Source organism: Nocardia sp. NPDC101769, assembly GCF_044766925.1.
Lineage (GTDB): Bacteria > Actinomycetota > Actinomycetes > Mycobacteriales > Mycobacteriaceae > Nocardia.
Window position 1 is genome coordinate 15,069 of sequence record NZ_JBIWMX010000044.1, and the last position, 16,773, is coordinate 31,841.

Below are 16,773 nucleotides of genomic sequence, written 5' to 3' on the forward strand. Positions count from 1 at the left end.
GATTGTGCTGTGTTGCTGCGGGGCCGGCTTCGGTCATATGTGCGGTCTCCGCGGTGTGATCGGTCCAGGCTGTGCGGCGGGGACGAACGCGGCCATCAGCAGGTGGCGGACTGTGTTGCGGCTGGTCGAGTCGTCGAGCATCGTCGAGTCGGGATCGCCGTGGCGGTGCATGGCGAACCAGGCGATGGCTTCCACAAGGAATCTGGCCGCCGCCCTGACATCGGGAACCGGCCGCAGTCGGCGCGCGTCGATCCGGGATTGCAAGAATTCACCCAACTGTTCCAGCGTCCTCCGGCGTCGCTGCACGAAATACAGCTGTGCCAGCTCGGGCAGCTCGCCCGCGCACCACTCGACAAGTTTGAGGACCTGTCGGTTGCGATCGATGAATTCATAGAGCTCGTCGATGATTTCGCCGAGCTCCTGCTCGACCGGCCGACTCGACAGACGGGTCGCGGACTGCGCGAGGATCGGCAAGCCTGCCTGATCGGCGACCCAGGAATCGAACAGTTCGCTGATCCGATGCGGCGATACAGCGGCCACGGGAATCGTGAGGGTGTCCACCTCGCCAGGCCGCAACGCCCACAGCAAAGCAAGATGCAGTAGGGCTTGCTTGCTCTTGACATAGGTGTACAGCGCGCCGTGGCTGAGCCCCAATGCAACGGCCACATCGGAAATCCCGGCTGGTCGGAATCCCTTGTCCGCGAACACCTGACATGCCACATCAGCGATATCGGCCAACGGCCGAGCTGCCACACGCCCACGCACCGGTTCACTCTATGATTGACTGACCAAGTCAGTCAATCATAAATACTACCGGGACCCCGAAAGAACGGTGGGCTGAGCCGGCGGGCGTGGCCCGGTAGACCGGCGCCGCGCAGCGGCCGCTGCCTCGTAACCCAGTTGGACTCGAGGAGTCGCCATCGCGGTTGGCCCGCAAGCTCGTCCAGAGCCGATCCCGCGACTGGTGCTGTCCGAGGCGGTGGTGGGCGCGCTCAGGGACACCAGGTTTCCTCGCGCGGCCGCATCCCGGCCGAGATCGTCGACGCTTACCAGCGCGCCAAGAACCAGCCAGCGCGACTGCACGCGTCATCGCGGACTTACCCGCCCACGGCCACGGTCGCGGCGGTGAGCCCGTCGGCGGGAACAAGCGACATCTACGCTGGGCGTGTGGCTGTTGTTGTCGCACTGGCGAAACCCCAGCAACGCCACCGACCCCGCCACGGCCGCCGCGATGATCGCGACCACACCCTCAACGCCCAACTCGAACCAGCGCAGGCTGCTTCGCTGTCCCTGCTGGCATTCTCGACCTCACCCGGCTTGCACCGAGCAGAGGAGCGGAGACCGTGAACCGGATCGGCCTTACCGAGGAGGCCCGCAGCGCGGGATTCTTTCTCCCCTGCGGCGTAACCGTGGCGATGCCGCAGGCGTAGAGCTGGGCGCCTCACCCGTCGATCGAACTGCAAGTGAACGTGGGAACCGTCCGGTGGGCTGCGGCGAGGTCGACCCAGCGGTATACCGCGGAGGTGCCCCCACGCGGAGGTCCACATCTGGAGGTTCGGTGTTGCCGCGGTGAGCGCTCCGAGCACGATCAAGACCATGGCGAAGGTCCACAAGGCGGTCGCGGCTGGCCGGGCCTTGTGCGCAGGTTCTCCGGCTTGCGGTGCCTGGATTTGGCCATCAGCTCCAGCAGGCTCGCGCCGGCCTCGACCAACGCGCAGTTGCCATACCGCTACAGCGCTCGCTCGAAGTGATGTGCGGTGATGGCCATGTGATGACGCATGTACAGGCGATGCGCTGGCGCACGGTCAGCCGCTACGCCCGAATCCAGATGCACTGCCGTACAACCCAGCCGCCGCGCCTCGTCCTCCACCCAAGTCAACATCTGGTCGGCATGACCGCGACCACGCGCGTCGGGAAGGGTGGATACGTCATCGACATAGACGAGGTGCCCCCACGCGGAGGTCCACATCTCTCGGAATCCAATGACGGTCACCGCGGCGTCGTGTTCACCGTCGAATATGCCCGCGATGCGGTAGCCCGTTGGGCGCAGGCGGTTGTCGACCAGGTCGACGATGGCTTCGATACTGCCCCATCGAGGCCGCAACACCAGCAGAGGCGGGGCGGCGAGTTCGGTCTGCCCTTCGAACAATTCACGGATCTCGGTCATGGTCAGCGACGATAGCCACGGCTTCGGGCGCGCCGAAGGTCCACGTCATCACTATTTCCGGAGTCCACTCAGCTCAGCCACCGCTACCGGCCAGCGACGTCAAAATTCGTGAACATCACCTCCCACGACATACCGGACGCTGTCAACGTTCATGCCCAAACGCCGTCAGAGATGACGCACGGAGCCTGGCAGGCCCAGCGCAACCGGTCCGGTGATCGTGGCCAGTGCGCGCTGCGCCTGGTTTCGCTTGGCGCGCAGGAAGGTCAGGGTCAGTTCGTCGAGGTAGCCCGCCAGATAGGCCAGGGCTTCCGGCGAGACCGGGACCGGCTGTCGCAGACGGCTGCCCTTGGATATCACCCACAGCTTGCCGCCCTGCCGGTCGATGTCCGGCAGTCGGATCCCCAGCAGCTCCGACGCGCGGGCACCGGAACTGACGTAGCAGGCCAGCAACGCCCGGTCCCGGGTGCAGCCCAGCCGCGCGATGCTGACTTCGGCACCAGCGCTGTCTCTTTCGAGCGACCCCGGCAGTGGGATCCGAAGCCCGCCTTCGACTGGGACAACGACATCACCCAAAAGCCACCGACCGTGGCCAATGGACGACTGGCTCACCCGCACCGACGCGCTCATCGCCGACACCCTCGGCACCAGACGACGTGAGCGCACACCGGATTGCGGGCGGGCAAGCGCGAAGCAAGTCAACTGGATTCGGCTGTCCTCGCTCCAGAAGTGGTTCAGCACTTCGGGATTGCCGAACTCGAGATGGTCGAAGACGACGGCGATGTCCTCCCGTCCGTAGGGGGGCGGTGGAAAGTGCGGGCGGGATATCCGCCGGGTCGGTCCCGGTAGCCAGCGCCCGACCCGCGTGCACCGGCCGGGTCGCCGCCGGCGCACACCGAGATAGCGTTCGGCCCTGGAGTCCGTTGCCACAGGATTCGATCACTAACACTGCATGTTCGCGCCAACCTCGAAGTGTTGCGGGATCGTCTTGGGCGATGACTCGAGTCCCGTCGTGGCAGGTCTGGACACCAATCGCCGAGAATCGAGCGAAGTTCGGCGTATCCCGTGGTCTCACCATTGCCGGACACCGCCTTTCAGCGCTCGAGTTGGGCCCAGCACTCATGCGCGGACTGGCGAGTCATGCCGGCGGCGCGGGCGGAAGCTGACCCGGGGGCCGCTGTGCTCCTCCGTGGGGGAGGAAAAATAAATCACCAACCCGTGGTGGTCACAATATTTTCGCGTTAGTTCGATATGTGCCCTGATCAGGGCCTGTATTTGCAGCCCTCCGCACACTCGGCATCGGATGCGGGAAAGTCGCATCCGATGCCGAGTCGGTAGCAGGCGGGTTGTCCGGATACCTTGCGGCTCCGGAAGCGGAAGTAGCCCACCGATGTTCCTACGCCCCGATGACGGTGGCGGCGTGCGGGTAGCTGTAGACGGTTTCGCGGCTGATGCCGAATTCCTTGGCCAGCTCCGAATTCCGGCGGTGAAGGGCGTTGTCAGGCCAGCATCTTGGCCTTCAACGCTGCGATGTCCGCCGCGGTCAGGCCCAACCCGTTGTGCACGTAGTTGTCGAAGCTGCCGTAGCTCTGGTTCACCTGAGCGAACGCGGTATCGAGTTCTGCTGTGGTGACTCCGTTGTTGGTGTCGCCGGGTGCGGCGTTGCGGTAGTAGTTCGACAGCAGGAAGTCGTAGTAGACGGTGTCCTTGTCCACGCCCAGGATGGTGAGCAGCACCGCGGCCGCCCATCCGGTGCGGTCCTTACCCGCGGTGCAGTGGAAGACCACCGCGGCGTTGTCGTAGGCGATGTCACGGATCACGTCCGCGAAGCCCGCATTGGCGCCGGGGGCGGTGATGAAGGCCGGGTACACGTTCTGGGCGGCGGAGGCGCTGCTGAGCAGGGTTGGCAGCGGGGCCTGGCCGATCACGTCGTCGTGGTGGTCGGATGCGCCCGCCGGCAGTTTGTCCGCGCCCGAGAGCAACTGTTCGTAACTGGTGCGCAGATCGTGCACCGAGTTCACGTTGTGCGCGGCCAGCACAGCGACATCAGCAGTGGTGGCGCTCGACAGCGCGGCCGTCCGGAAGACCAGGCCGCTGCGCACGGTATGGCCGTCGATCGTGCGGTAACCGCCCGCGTCGCGCGCGTTCTCCACGCCGGACAGGTTCAGTGAGCGGGCAGCAGGGTCCAGCAGAACGCTACCGGTCGGTGGGGGTGGCGGTGTGGCCGCCGCCGCCAGGTTCGGCGCCACCGTGAAGGTCAGAGCGGCGGTCAGCACTACAGCGGCACCGAGGGTACGAGGTCGAATCATGGGCGGAGAGTTCCTCTCGATCGGGTCGACGGCACGTCACACGGCGGAACGCCGACAGGCAGCATCCTGGCAGAGTCATCGACGATTCACTGACGATCTGTAAAATCAGTGGACGAGCAGTCGGCGACTGTTGTGTCGGACACGGATCGGTGCGAAAGGTTGCGCAGGGGTGGGCTGCCAGGCGATTCCGTCGCGCAAAGGGCTCGCCCACGCAGGCGACTCCGGAATTCATCTTCGGCATAGCGGACGTTCGAAAGAGCCGCGGCGTCAGGCCGCAGACCACATCAGCCCCGTCGGCGCCACCTGAGGGTGCGACAACACCGCCATCTACCGCTGCGAGTCACTGTGTGAATGTTCGAAGTCGTGTTCAGTGCTGACGTGCGGATTCGGGTCCGATTGAAGAGGACTTTGACCTACGAACGCGCCTCTGAGCGTTCACAGCCCCAAACCGGTGAGCAGGGCCTCGATCTGACGTTCCATCCGTGCTCGGTCATCGAGCACGCGGATCACGCGGAACAGGCCCTGCAGGAAGGTGACGACCACTTGGGCGGCCACCTCGGCCGGAAAGTCTTGCGGCAGTTCCCCTGTCCGGGCGGCGAGCAGTAGCCGCTCGGACAGTGCCGTTTCCAGGGTGCGCATCTCGGTGAGGATGTAGTCGCGCAGCTCGTCGTCACCGAGCACATCCGCCGACAGGCTTCCGGCCATCAGGCACACATTGGGGACGGCCGGGTCGTCGAGGTCCTCCAGCACCGCGCGAAAGTAGGCGCGCACACCGTCCCGTATCGAGATCTCGGCCGTGAGCGCCTCCCAGCGCCGCCGCGTCACGGTGTCGTTGTAGTGGCGCAAGCACTCCAGATAGAGCTGCTTCTTGCTCTTCATCGAGTGATAGAAGGAGCTCTCGCGGATCCCCATGACCTCGAGCAGCTCGGCTAGCGAGGTATTCGTGTACCCCTTGGCCCAGAACAGCCGGGTGGCACGCTCGATCACGTCGTCGTAGTCGAATGCCCGCTTACGCCCCATACGACCAGCGTGTCACAAATTGGAGCAGTTACTACAGTTTGCTTCCGGTAGCCGCCGAACCTCGCTACGATTTTCTGTATCGACCACTACAAAAAAATCGAGGCGGCCATGTCCAAGCCGACGATCCTGGTCACCGCGGCATCCGGGAAAACCGGAACCGCCACCACGTTCCAACTGCTCGCCCGCGGCTACCCGGTGCGCGCCATGGTGCATCGCGAGGATGCGCGTAGCACCCGCCTGCGGGAGGCGGGGGCCGACGTCAGAGTCGGATCGCTGGAGGATCTGTCCGACCTGACCGCGAACCTGACCGGCGTCCAGCGGGCCTACTTCTGCCCACCCTTGGAACCGGGGACCCTGCGCCGGGCAACGCTTTTCGCCACCGCGGCCCAATCAGCCCACCTCGAGATCGTCGTGGCGCTCAGCCAATGGGTGGCCGATCCCCTGCACCCCGCGGTCCACGCCCGCGAGAAATGGCTCAGCAACCAAGTCCTGCAATCGATCTCGAAAGCCGACCTCGTCGTGGTGAACCCCGGCTGGTTCGCCGACAACTACCTCGCCGGACTCGAAGCCGCCGCCCAATTCGGCTTGCTGGCCATGCCATTGGGCGAGGGCCGCAACGCCCCACCCTCGAACGAAGACATCGCCAGGGTCATCGTCGGCGCTCTCACCGATCCGGCTCCACACATCGGCAACACCTACCGCCCCACCGGCCCCCGGCTCCTGGCCCCCGATGAAATCGCCGCATCCTTCTCCCTCGCCCTGGACCGCACAGTCGAGTACCGCGACGCTCCCCTCCCCCTTTTCCTCAAAGTCGCTAAATCCCTTGGCTTCTCCGACTTCGTCATCAGCCAGCTCTACTGGTTTCTCCAGGACTACCGAAGCAACGCCTTCGGTGTCGGTGCACCCACCGACGCCGTCCTCGGGGTGGGCGGATCCCCGCCCGAACCCTTCGACCAGATCGTTCGCCGCTACGCCAGGTCGAGCCCGGTGACCGCACGCACCGCCACCGCGAAACTGCGCGCCGCCGCTCATCTCGTGCACGCGGCGCTGACCCGCGCACCGAACCTGGATGCGCTTGCCCGCCAGGGCATCAACCCGCCGGTCGACCATTCCGCCCTGGCCGTGCACTCACCGATCTGGCTGAACTCCCACGACCCGTCAGCGGGACATCGCGACGAGAGCGGTGAGCAATCCGATCACCCAGGCCTCCACCAGCAGCGGAAGGGCCAATAGCGCGGTGGCGCAGGTACCCGGCGTGGATCGTCCACAGCGGAACCAGCAAGAGGGTCAGCGCAATACCCAACCAGGCCACGACGTAGGCCAGCGGGAGGTAGCGGGTGTCGGCGGTGGGTGGGTCGGTCAGGGCGCGGCGGGAGCACGATCTCGGCGGCGTTGGAACCGGGAATGGTGACCGACTGCGCAGGCAGCGCGGCCAGGATCTCATCGACCAGCCGAGCGCCCATCCGGGGCGCGTGTTTGAAGCCGATGGTGGTTTTGCGTCGCCCAGCGGCCTGGATTCCCGCCGGTCCGCACGGCATCGATCTGGTGCAATTGGGCCGGTTCATTCCTGGCACACACGAGCACGTCGCCGATATCCGGCTGATCGTGGGGGAGGGCGATGCCACCACGGTGGTCGGTATCGGTGTGCGGCGTTCGGCCCGGAGCCGCCGCACACCGAGGGACAGACGGGTGCCGAGGGGCAGTGTGGCTATACGAGGCTGTGTTCGGCGACGATGGCGGCGGCCGCGCGGCGGCCCATCCGGATCGCGCCGTCCACGTGTTGGAAGCCGTGTCCTGCCAGGTCCGAACAGCAGAAGTGGATCGGGCCGAGCGGGTCGCGGTGGTCGCGGCCGTAGCGGGTCATGCCGCCCAGGTCGAAGCTGACGCCGTAGGCGCCGCGGGTCCATTCCTCCGCGCCCCAGTCGGATTCGTAGTAGACGACCGGGTCGGCGGCCTCGGGGCCGAGGTAGCGGACCAGGCAGTCGAGCACGGCCTGCCTGCGCTCGGCGGGGTTCATCTCGAACACGGCGTCGGCCTGCTCGTGGGCGATGAAGCCGACCATCGCGCCGTTGGTGGCGTCGTGGTTGGTGTTGTCGTAGATCTCCGACACGATGTCGGTATCACTGAAACCGGTGCCCGACAGGCCCTTCGCGCGCCAGAACGGGGTCGGGTATACCGCGTGCACCTTGACCACGAAACCGAACGACATGTGCTGGTACATCTGCTGGCGACGACGCGGCATGGGCGGGTCGAAGCTGATGCCGGAGTACAGATTCGGTGGCACCGCCAGCACCACACGGTCGGCGCGCACCTCCAGATCGCCGTCGGCGAAGACGCTGACGCCGGTCTGGGACCATTGCACCTTCCGCACCGGCGAATTCAGGTGCACATCGTCGCCGATGGCGGCGGCCAGGCGTTGCGAAACCTGTTGCATGCCACCGATGACCCGCTTGTCCAGCATGAAGGTGTCGGTGGCCAGCGCGGTATAGGACCCCTGCGCAGCGGCCATGTGCAGTGCCTGCAGCGTCGAGAAGGTGTGTGCGGGCTTGGTCAGCATGGCTCCGGAGACGAAGAAAGCCACCGTCTCCCGGGCGTAGTCGTTGTCGGATTGGCGCTGCAGCCACAGGCTGAACGGGATCGAATCCAGTTCGGCCGCAAGCGGATGCGCCCACGGCTGCTCCGCGCCGACCTCGGCGGCCAGCCCGTCGAGCAGCTGAATGAGCCGATCGATCTCGGCGGCGGTGTCGGCGGCCGCGGGGAAGACATCGCCGGTGAACCGATGCCGGGTCCCGTCAGCGGCCAGGTAGACCGACTCGCCGTCTCGGTAGCGGGAGAAGGTCTCGAGGCCGAGTTCCTCGACCAGCTCCAGGGCAGCGGTGTGATGCGGGGACAACCACTGACCGCCGATCTCGATCATCGCGTCCTCGATATCGCCGGTCCAGGTGCGGCCGCCGACTCGATCACGAGCCTCGAGCACGGCTACGGTCAAACCGGCCTTGTGTAGTTCGGTGGCGGCGGTCAGGCCGGACGGCCCGGCGCCGACGATCACGACATCGCGAGTGATGACAGGCACGAGAACTCCTTGCTGAACATCGAGTTTTCCTGGAGATAACCCGAGGGTTGCTGCTTCTAGTATGTGGGTACGCTCACGGCCCCGCTCGCTACACTCTGGCAAATTGGCCGGCCCCTCAATCGCCATTCCGGCGTGCCGGCCGAGTTGTCAGCGTGCGGGCAAGGGCTCGTTCTGGGTGATGCAGTGGATGCCGCCGCCGCGCGCGAAGATCTCCCGCGCGTCGACGGTCACGATGGCGCGGCCGGGATAGACATCGGCCAGCACGGCCGCGGCCTCGGCGTCGTTGCGGTCGTCGAATCCGCACAGGATGACCGCGCCATTGCACACGTAGTGGTTGATGTAGCTGTAGTCGACGAAGCCCTCCTCGTCCCGCAGCGTTCGCGGAGCGGGTACCGGAACCACCTCGAAAGGCTTTCCGGCCGAATCGGTTTCGGCGGCCATCTGCGTCATGAGCTGCCGGCTGAGCGCATGATCGGGATGCTCGGGATCGCGCTGATCGTGCACCAGTACCACACCCGGGGCGGGCAGCGCGGCGACGATGTCCGCATGCCCGCGGGTGCCGAATCGTTGCGAGTCCCGCCACAGCCCGCGCGGCAGCCAGATCACCGTGTCGACGCCGATCGTGCGGCGCAACTCGGCCTCGACCTGCGGCTTGGTCAGGTCCGGATTGCGGTAGGGGTCCAGCTGCACGGTCTCGGTGACGATGACCGTCCCGGCGCCATCGACCTGGATGCCGCCGCCCTCATTGACCAGCGGCGAATCCACCACCGGCGTCCCGGCCGCCGCCGCGACCGCCCGGCCGATCCTCGAGTCGTGTTCCCACCTGGCCCAATCCTGTTGGCCCCAGCCGTTGAACACCCAGTCCACCGCCGCGACCGACCCGTCGGTGGCGTGCACGAAGGTCGGCCCGATATCGCGCATCCAGGCATCGTCGAGGGGCGCTTCGACGATCTCGATCGCACTCGACAGGCAGGTCCGGGCCGCGACCACATCGGCCGGATCCACGACCATGGTGACCGGTTCGAACTCGGCGACCGCGTGGGCCACCGCCGTCCACGCCGCCCGGGCCTCGGTCACCGCCTGCGGGGTCGCGGTGATCTGCGCCCCGGCGGGCGGGAACGCCATCCAGGTGCGCCGATGCGGTGCGTGCTCGGCGGGCATGTGCCAGGTCATCAGGGCCGCTCGAAGGGGTGCTCGTGATCAACCGGCGCGGTCAGGCGGGCGTAGGTGTCGGGCCGGCGGGTGTCCAGGAACGGGAACAGGGCCAGCCAGTCGCCGCGCTGATCCAGATCCAGATCGGCGACCAGCACCGCCGCCTCGTCGCGCGGGGCCTGTGCCAGGATCCGGCCGTAGGGGTCGGAAATGAAGGACGAACCGTAGAAGGTGATCTCGCCCTCGTCACCGAAACGGTTGGGCACCACCATGAATGTGCCGCTGGTGATGCCATTGCCGACGATCACGTGCTGCCACAGCGGCTGGGTGTCGAAGGCCGGGAAGGACGGTTCGGAGCCGATGGCGGTCGGGTAGACGATCACGTCCGCTCCGGCCAGCGAGTACAGCCGCGCCACTTCGGGGAACCACTCGTCCCAGCAGGTCGGCATGCCGATGCGGACGTCACCGAGATCGGGATGCGTGTGCGGGCGGTAGGACTCCTCGGTCGCCGGGCCCGCGCGGAAGTAGGTGTCCTCGTAGTAACCGGCGCTGATCGGAATGTGCAGCTTGCGGGTGCGACCGACCAGTTCGCCGCTGGGGGACACCAGGATCGCGGTATTGAAGCCCAGCCCGTCGCCCTGATCGACGCGCTCGTACAGCGAGGCGTGCACGAACACGCCGTGCTCGATGGCCGTTTTCGCCGCGAAGGTGAAGGTGGGCCCGGTCGTCAGATCCTCGGCATCGGCGCACGGATTGTCGCCGCCGCGCACGAATGCCGGATATTTGCTCAGCGTCAGCTCCGGCAGGAACACGGCCTTCGCTCCGAGCTCGGCCGCCTGGGCGATCCCCGCGCTCAGCTCGGCGCGCAGCGCATCTGCGTCGGCCTGCCAGCGGTGCTGTACCAGGGCCACCCGCAGCGGCGGGCGGACCGGCTCGCCGACCCGGGCGTGCGAGACGGGCGGTTCGAAACAGGTGACGAGGTGCATGATTCCTCCTGTAGTGGGAATAAGATTGCGGCGCAGCGGGATTCGCTAGACGGTGGGTGCCTGCACGGCGGGCATCGGATCGCCCGACACTGCGCGCGGCAATGTCCGGCTCCGGAAGTACGCCGGATCCCGCCAGCGCTGCACCAGCATCAGTACCGCGCCCAGCACCAGAATCCCGAACCCCAGATAGAACACCAGCCCGATGCCGAAAATCTCGGCGCCGCTACCGGTTGCCGGATCGAGGCTCTCCCGCACCGAGATGGCGAAGATGATGAGCAGCATGGCCCCGCCGAGCAGCGGGAACAACAGCTTGAACAGGAAATCGCGGCCCGAGGCGAACCACCGATTACGGAAGTACCAGACACACGCGAATGCGGTCAGTCCGTAGTACCAGCAGATCATGATACCCAGCGCGGCAATCGTGTCCTGCAGGACGTGCTGCGACAGCAGCGCGGTCAGCGCGTAGAAACCGCCCGCCACCACCGCGGCGACCGCGGTGGTGAACCGCGGCACCTGATAGCGCGGGTGCACCGAGGCGAACCGGCTGGGCAGCGCCCGATAGGTGCCCATGGCGAGCATGGCGCGAGCCGCGGGCAGGAAGGTGGCCTGCAGGCTGGCGATGGTGGAGACCAGCACCGCGAGGTACAGCAGAATCTCGCCATTGCCGCCGAGCACCGGTTCGGCCAGCGCGCCGAACACATTGTCAGAGGTCTGAGGATTACCCAGTCCGATACCGGTTTCGCCGACTCCGGCGTACCACATGAGCGCCACCGCCAGCAGCAGATACGTGCCGAGCACGGTCAGAATCGACAGCACTCCGGCCCGCCCGGGGGTGCGCTGCGGATCCTTGCACTCCTCACCGAGGGTGAGCGCGGTATCCCAGCCCCAGTACAGGAACACCGACCCGATCAAGCCCATGGCGAACGCGCCCAGGGTGAGTCCGGTGAACGGATCGAACCAGTCGATGTCGAAGCTCAGCCCGGACGGCGCGTCCCCGGCCAGCGCCTTCCACAGCGCCACGCCTGCGAACACCAGCAGCACCGTCAGCTGAAAGCCGACCAGCACATACTGCAGGCGCTCACTCGACGTGATGCCGCGGCTGGCCGCCCACCCGGCCGCCGCCAGGAATGCCAGCGTCGTCACGATATTGATCGGCTTGTTCTCACCGAGGGTCGCGATGGTCTCCGACCCCACCAGCTTGCCCACGAACAGGTACAGGAACTCCGCGCCGACCGCCGCGATGTTGGCCAGCACGATCACCACGGCGATCACCGAACCCCACCCGGCCATCCAGCCGACATAGGGGCCCAGGGATCGTGCCGACCAGGTGAACGAGGCTCCGCAATCCGGAGTTTCGGAATTGAACTCGCGATAGGCGTACGCCGCCAGGAACATCGGAATGAATCCGGCGATCAGCAGCGCCGGCATCTTGAGGCCGACCGCGGCGACGATCAAACCCAGACTGGCCGTCGTCGTATAGGCGGGCGCGATCGACGCGATACTGAGCACGGCCCCGGCCAGCACGCCGATCTTGTTGGTAGCCAATCCCTTGCCGCTCGAGGCGGATGATTCGATCCCCGGAGAATTCTGGATGAGCATGAGAGCTCCTCTTGCGAGGGTCTGGCAGCGGTGGGAGCGACCAGCGCGCTCCCACCGGCGCCGCGCCACGTGGAGACACCGACCTGGAACGGCCGGTCTGGCACGAGATCCGGCGCAGGGGCCGGGGTGCCGGGAGACGACGTCAGCGAGTGAGCGCGACGTATTTGGTGTCGAGGTATTCGTGGATCCCCTCGGACCCACCCTCGCTGCCCAGGCCGGACTGTTTGACTCCGCCGAAGGGAGCGGCCGGATCGGAGACGACGCCGCGATTGATGCCGACCATGCCTGCTTCCAGGGCGTCGCTCACGCGCAGAGCGCGATCGAGGTCTTTCGTGAAAACATAAGCCGCCAAACCGAATTCGGTGTCATTGGCGGCGGCCACCACCTCGGCTTCGGTATCGAAACCGTAGATCGCGGCGACCGGGCCGAAGATCTCCTCGCGGTGGATCCGCGCGGTGCGCGGCACATTGTCGAGCACGGTGGGCTCGAAGAAACAGCCCGGACCGTCGAGCGGCTTGCCGCCGGTGCGGAGCACGGCTCCGGACGCGATCGCGTCGTCCACCAGTTCGGTCACGGTCGTGCGCTGCCGCTCGTTGATCAGCGGTCCGAGATCGACGTTCGGCTGATAGCCGGGGCCGACGCGCAGCGCGGCCAGCCGCTCGGCGAAGCGGGACGCGAATTGCTCGCGGAGCGAATTGTGCACGTAGAGACGGTTCGCCGCCGTGCACGCCTCACCGCCATTGCGCATCTTCGCGGCCATCGCGCCATCGAGGGCCTGGTCCAGATCGGCGTCCTCGAACACGATGAACGGCGCATTGCCGCCCAGTTCCATGGACGTGCGCAGCACATTGTCGGCGGCCTGCCGCAGCAGCAGCTTGCCCACGCGAGTGGACCCGGTGAAGGTCACCTTGCGCAAACGCGAATCCGCCAGCAGCGGCGCGGTGATGGCCGCGGCATCGCTGCCCGGCAGCACCGACAGCACACCCTCGGGCAGACCGGCGTCTGCGAAGATCGCGGCCAGCGCCAGCATGGTGAGCGGGGTGTCCTCGGCCGGCTTCGCGATCACCGTGCACCCGGCCGCCAGGGCCGGGCCGATCTTGCGAGTACCCATGGCCAGTGGGAAGTTCCACGGTGTGATGGCCAGTACCGGGCCGACCGGCTGCTGGGTGACCAGAATGCGGCCGGTGCCCGCGGGCGCGGTGGTGTAGCGGCCGCCGATGCGGACCGCCTCCTCGCTGAACCAGCGCAGGAACTCCGCGCCGTAGGCCACCTCGCCGCGCGATTCGGCGATGGTCTTGCCCATCTCCAGGGTGATCAGCAGCGCGATTTCCTCGGTGCGATCCACCAGCAGTTCCCAGGCCCGGCGCAGAATCGCGGAGCGCTCGCGGGGAGCCGTTGCGGCCCACTCCGGTTGCACGCGGCAGGCCGAGTCGAGGGCCCGCAGGGCGTCCTCGCGGCCCGCGTCGGCGACCTCGGTGAGCAGGTCACCGGTGGCCGGATCGGTCACGGTGAAGGTGCGGCCGCCGTGCGCGGCGGCCGCGACTCCGTCGATCCACACACCGGTCGGAACGAGGGCGCGTACGAAGTCGAACTCGGACAATGGATTTCCTCAGCAGTCGATTACGCGGTGAGATCACCGATAGCGGTGCACAACACATCCAGGGCTTCGTTCAGGAGGTCTTCGCCGATCACCAGCGGCGGCAGCAGCCGGATCACATTGCCGAAGGTGCCGCAGGTCAAGGTGAGTACACCCTGCTCCAGGCAGCGGGCGGCGATGGCGGCGGTCAGGGCGGCATCGGGTTCGGTGCCGCCGGGGCGGACGAACTCCAGCGCCAGCATCGCGCCCCGGCCGCGCACCTCGCCGATGGCCGGAACCTGCTGCGCGAGTGCGCGGAAGCGGGTCAGGGCGATCTCGCCGATGCGGCGGGCGCGGGCATTGAGATCGTGCTCGCGAATGGCGTCGATGGCGGCCAGCGCGGCGGCACAGGCGACCGGATTGCCGCCGTAGGTGCCGCCCAGGCCGCCCGGGTGTACCGCGTCCAGGAGATCGGCGCGGCCGGTGATCGCCGAGAGCGGCATACCGCCCGCGATGCCCTTGGCCATGGTGATGATGTCGGGCACCACGCCCTCGTGCGCGCAGGCGAACCAGTCGCCGGTGCGAGCGAAACCGGTCTGCACCTCGTCGGCGATGAACACCACGCCATTGGCACGGGCCCAATCGGCCAGCGCCGGAAGGAATCCCGGTGCGGGCACGATGAATCCGCCCTCGCCCTGGATCGGCTCGATGATGATGGCCGCCACCGAGGTCGCGCCGATCTGCTTCTCGATCCGGGTGATCGCCTCCCGCGCCGCCGACGCGCCGTCCTGGCCGCCGTCGCGGAACGGATACGACATCGGCATCCGGTAGACCTCGGGCGCGAACGGGCCGAAATTCTGCTTGTACGGCATGGATTTCGCGGTCAGCGCCATGGTCAGGTTGGTGCGGCCGTGATAGGCGTGATCGAAGGCGACCACCGCGGGGCGGCCGGTGGCCAGGCGCGCCACCTTGATGGCGTTCTCCACCGCTTCCGCGCCGGAATTGAACAGCACGCTGCGCTTCTCGTGATCGCCCGGGGTCAGCGCGGCCAACTGCTCGGCCACCTCGATGTAGCCCTCGTAGGGGGCCACCATGAAACAGGTGTGGGTGAACCGCTCAGCTTGATCCTTGATCGCCGCAATGACTTTCGGATGCGACGCCCCGACGCTGGTGACCGCGATGCCCGCGGCGAGATCGATGAGCGCATTGCCGTCCACATCGACGATGACCCCACCATCGGCATCGGCGGTGTACACCGGGGCGGTGGAACCCACGCCCGCGGCGACGGCGGCCTTGCGGCGCACCGCCAATTCCTGCGAGCGCGGGCCGGGCAGGGCGGTCCGGAGCACCCGCTGCTGAGGAATCCGGTAGCTGATCTCTGTCATGAAAGTCTTTCTGCGGAAGGGAATTCGGGGGCCGGTGCGGCTCGGAATCAGTCGTGTGCGCTCATGACGTGCTTGATGCGCGTGTAGTCCTCGACGCCGTAGGCGGACAGATCCTTGCCGTAGCCGGAGCGCTTGAAACCGCCGTGCGGCATCTCGGCGACCAGTGGAATATGGCAGTTCACCCACACCGCGCCGAAGTCCAGCGCAGCCGAAACCCGCTGCACCACACCGTGATCGCGGCTCCACACGCTGGAGGCCAGGCCATAGACCACGTCATTGGCCAGACGGATGGCCTCGGACTCGTCGGCGAAGGTCTGCACGGTGATCACCGGGCCGAACATCTCCTCCTGCACGATCGGATCGTCCTGGCGCACACCGGTCACCACGGTCGGGGCGAAGAAGAAGCCGCGCTCGCCGATCCGCACACCGCCGGTGGCGATGGTGGCGTGCGCGGGCAGCGCCGCGATCTTGGCGGTGACCGACTCGAAGTGGCGGGCATTGTTGAGCGGGCCGTAAGCGGCATCCGGATTGTCGGGCAGGCCCGGCTGCACCGTGTGCGCCTTCTTGACCAGGGCCTCCACGAAGGCGTCGTGCACGGACTCGTGCACCAGCACGCGGGTGGCGGCCGTGCAGTCCTGACCCGCGTTGAAGTAGGCGGCATCACCGATGCGGTCGGCGGCGAGTGCTAGATCCGCGTCGTCGAACACCAGGACCGGTGCATTGCCGCCCAGTTCGAGATGCGCCCGCTTCACCTGATGGGCGGCGGCGGTGGCCACCTCGATGCCCGCGCGCACCGAACCGGTGATGGCCACCATGTCCAGGGCCGGATGCGCGACCAGACTGGCCCCGGTGCCCGCGGTGCCGAGCACCACGTTCAAGACGCCGTCGGGCAGGATGCCCCGGGTCAGTTCGGCCAGCACCAGGGTGCTGCGGGGAGTGGTGTCACTGGGCTTGAGGACGACCGTGTTGCCGGTCGCCAGCGCCGGGCCGATCTTCCAGATGGCCATCATGAGCGGGTAGTTCCACGGCGTCACCTGGCCGATCACGCCCACCGGCTCGCGACGTACATAGGAGGTGAAGCCCTCCATGTACTCACCGGCCGACTTGCCCTCCAGCAGTCGCGCCGCCCCGGCGAAGAAGCGCAGGTGGTCCGCGCCCGCGGCGACCTCCTCGGAGGCGACCAGATGTTTGGGCTGGCCGGTATCACGGGACTGTGCCTCGACCAGGACCTGCGAATTGGCTTCGATGGCGTCGGCCAGTTTCAGCAGGGCGGCCTGGCGGCGGCTCGGAGTGGCAGCCTTCCAGGCCGGGAAGGCGCGAGAGGCGGCGGCCACGGCGGCATCGACATCGGCGGGCCCGGAGATCGGGCTGCGGCCGGTCACGGACTCGTCCACCGGGCTGATCAGGTCGAACGACTCCGCTGCGGTGGCGGCCGTAAACTGGCCGTCGATGTAGTTGCGAAGTATCTCCGTGGTCATGTCTGCCCGTTCTCGTGTGATGTGGCCAGTG

Annotated in this window: 13 protein-coding genes and 1 pseudogene; 1 reads left to right on the top strand and 13 read right to left on the bottom strand. The window is 67.0% G+C overall.

The genetic code is table 11. From position 1 onward, the window contains the following. Positions 1-33: 33 nt before the first annotated feature. The 5 genes from ACIRRA_RS40640 to ACIRRA_RS40660 all read right to left on the bottom strand — a co-directional run bounded on the left by ACIRRA_RS40640 (position 34) and on the right by ACIRRA_RS40660 (position 5,493). Entirely contained in the window at positions 34-765 is a 732-nt protein-coding gene (locus ACIRRA_RS40640) for a TetR/AcrR family transcriptional regulator (protein ID WP_402779857.1), read from the bottom strand. A gap of 964 nt (positions 766-1,729) precedes the next feature. Beyond that, complete coding sequence (locus ACIRRA_RS40645; protein WP_402779859.1) at positions 1,730-2,167, bottom strand: GNAT family N-acetyltransferase; 438 nt, start codon at positions 2,165-2,167, stop codon at positions 1,730-1,732. Positions 2,168-2,332: 165 nt separating this feature from the next. Continuing rightward, positions 2,333-3,094, bottom strand: coding sequence for a tyrosine-type recombinase/integrase (locus ACIRRA_RS40650; RefSeq protein WP_402779861.1), 762 nt, complete (start codon positions 3,092-3,094; stop codon positions 2,333-2,335). A gap of 569 nt (positions 3,095-3,663) precedes the next feature. Continuing rightward, positions 3,664-4,473, bottom strand: a complete 810-nt coding sequence (locus ACIRRA_RS40655) for a tyrosine-protein phosphatase (RefSeq protein WP_402779864.1) — start codon at positions 4,471-4,473, stop codon at positions 3,664-3,666. Between the two features lie 435 nt (positions 4,474-4,908). Next, entirely contained in the window at positions 4,909-5,493 is a 585-nt protein-coding gene (locus ACIRRA_RS40660; RefSeq protein WP_402779866.1) for a TetR/AcrR family transcriptional regulator, read from the bottom strand. A gap of 108 nt (positions 5,494-5,601) precedes the next feature. Between ACIRRA_RS40660 and ACIRRA_RS40665 the strand changes: the two genes are divergently transcribed. After that, positions 5,602-6,726 carry an NAD(P)H-binding protein gene (locus ACIRRA_RS40665; RefSeq protein ID WP_402779868.1) on the top strand — a complete coding sequence of 375 codons (1,125 nt, stop codon included), beginning with the start codon at positions 5,602-5,604 and terminating at the stop codon, positions 6,724-6,726. Positions 6,727-6,851: 125 nt separating this feature from the next. On the opposite strand, the pseudogene ACIRRA_RS40670 reads toward ACIRRA_RS40665, so the two are convergent. The 8 genes and pseudogenes from ACIRRA_RS40670 to ACIRRA_RS40705 all read right to left on the bottom strand — a co-directional run. Beyond that, a pseudogene (locus ACIRRA_RS40670) lies at positions 6,852-7,022 on the bottom strand (IS110 family transposase); the annotation flags it as partial. 179 nt (positions 7,023-7,201) lie between these two features. Beyond that, the gene (locus ACIRRA_RS40675) at positions 7,202-8,566 is read right to left on the bottom strand and encodes a flavin monoamine oxidase family protein (RefSeq protein ID WP_402779870.1); all 1,365 of its coding nucleotides are present in this window, start codon (positions 8,564-8,566) and stop codon (positions 7,202-7,204) included. A 147-nt stretch (positions 8,567-8,713) separates the two neighbouring features. Further along, positions 8,714-9,739: an agmatine/peptidylarginine deiminase gene (locus ACIRRA_RS40680; protein ID WP_402779872.1), complete on the bottom strand. Its 1,026-nt coding sequence runs from the start codon at positions 9,737-9,739 to the stop codon at positions 8,714-8,716. Then, entirely contained in the window at positions 9,739-10,704 is a 966-nt protein-coding gene (locus ACIRRA_RS40685) for a nitrilase-related carbon-nitrogen hydrolase (RefSeq protein ID WP_402779874.1), read from the bottom strand. The genes ACIRRA_RS40680 and ACIRRA_RS40685 overlap by 1 nt, the downstream gene beginning before the upstream one ends. Before the next feature lie 45 nt (positions 10,705-10,749). Further along, positions 10,750-12,303 (bottom strand): APC family permease, encoded by a 1,554-nt coding sequence (locus ACIRRA_RS40690; protein WP_402779876.1) that lies wholly within the window; start codon positions 12,301-12,303, stop codon positions 10,750-10,752. A gap of 142 nt (positions 12,304-12,445) precedes the next feature. Beyond that, positions 12,446-13,903, bottom strand: coding sequence for an NAD-dependent succinate-semialdehyde dehydrogenase (locus ACIRRA_RS40695; protein WP_402779877.1), 1,458 nt, complete (start codon positions 13,901-13,903; stop codon positions 12,446-12,448). A 20-nt stretch (positions 13,904-13,923) separates the two neighbouring features. Next, positions 13,924-15,264, bottom strand: coding sequence for a 4-aminobutyrate--2-oxoglutarate transaminase (gabT, locus tag ACIRRA_RS40700; RefSeq protein ID WP_402779878.1), 1,341 nt, complete (start codon positions 15,262-15,264; stop codon positions 13,924-13,926). Between the two features lie 47 nt (positions 15,265-15,311). Beyond that, positions 15,312-16,742: an aminobutyraldehyde dehydrogenase gene (locus ACIRRA_RS40705; protein ID WP_402779881.1), complete on the bottom strand. Its 1,431-nt coding sequence runs from the start codon at positions 16,740-16,742 to the stop codon at positions 15,312-15,314. Positions 16,743-16,773 lie beyond the last annotated feature (31 nt).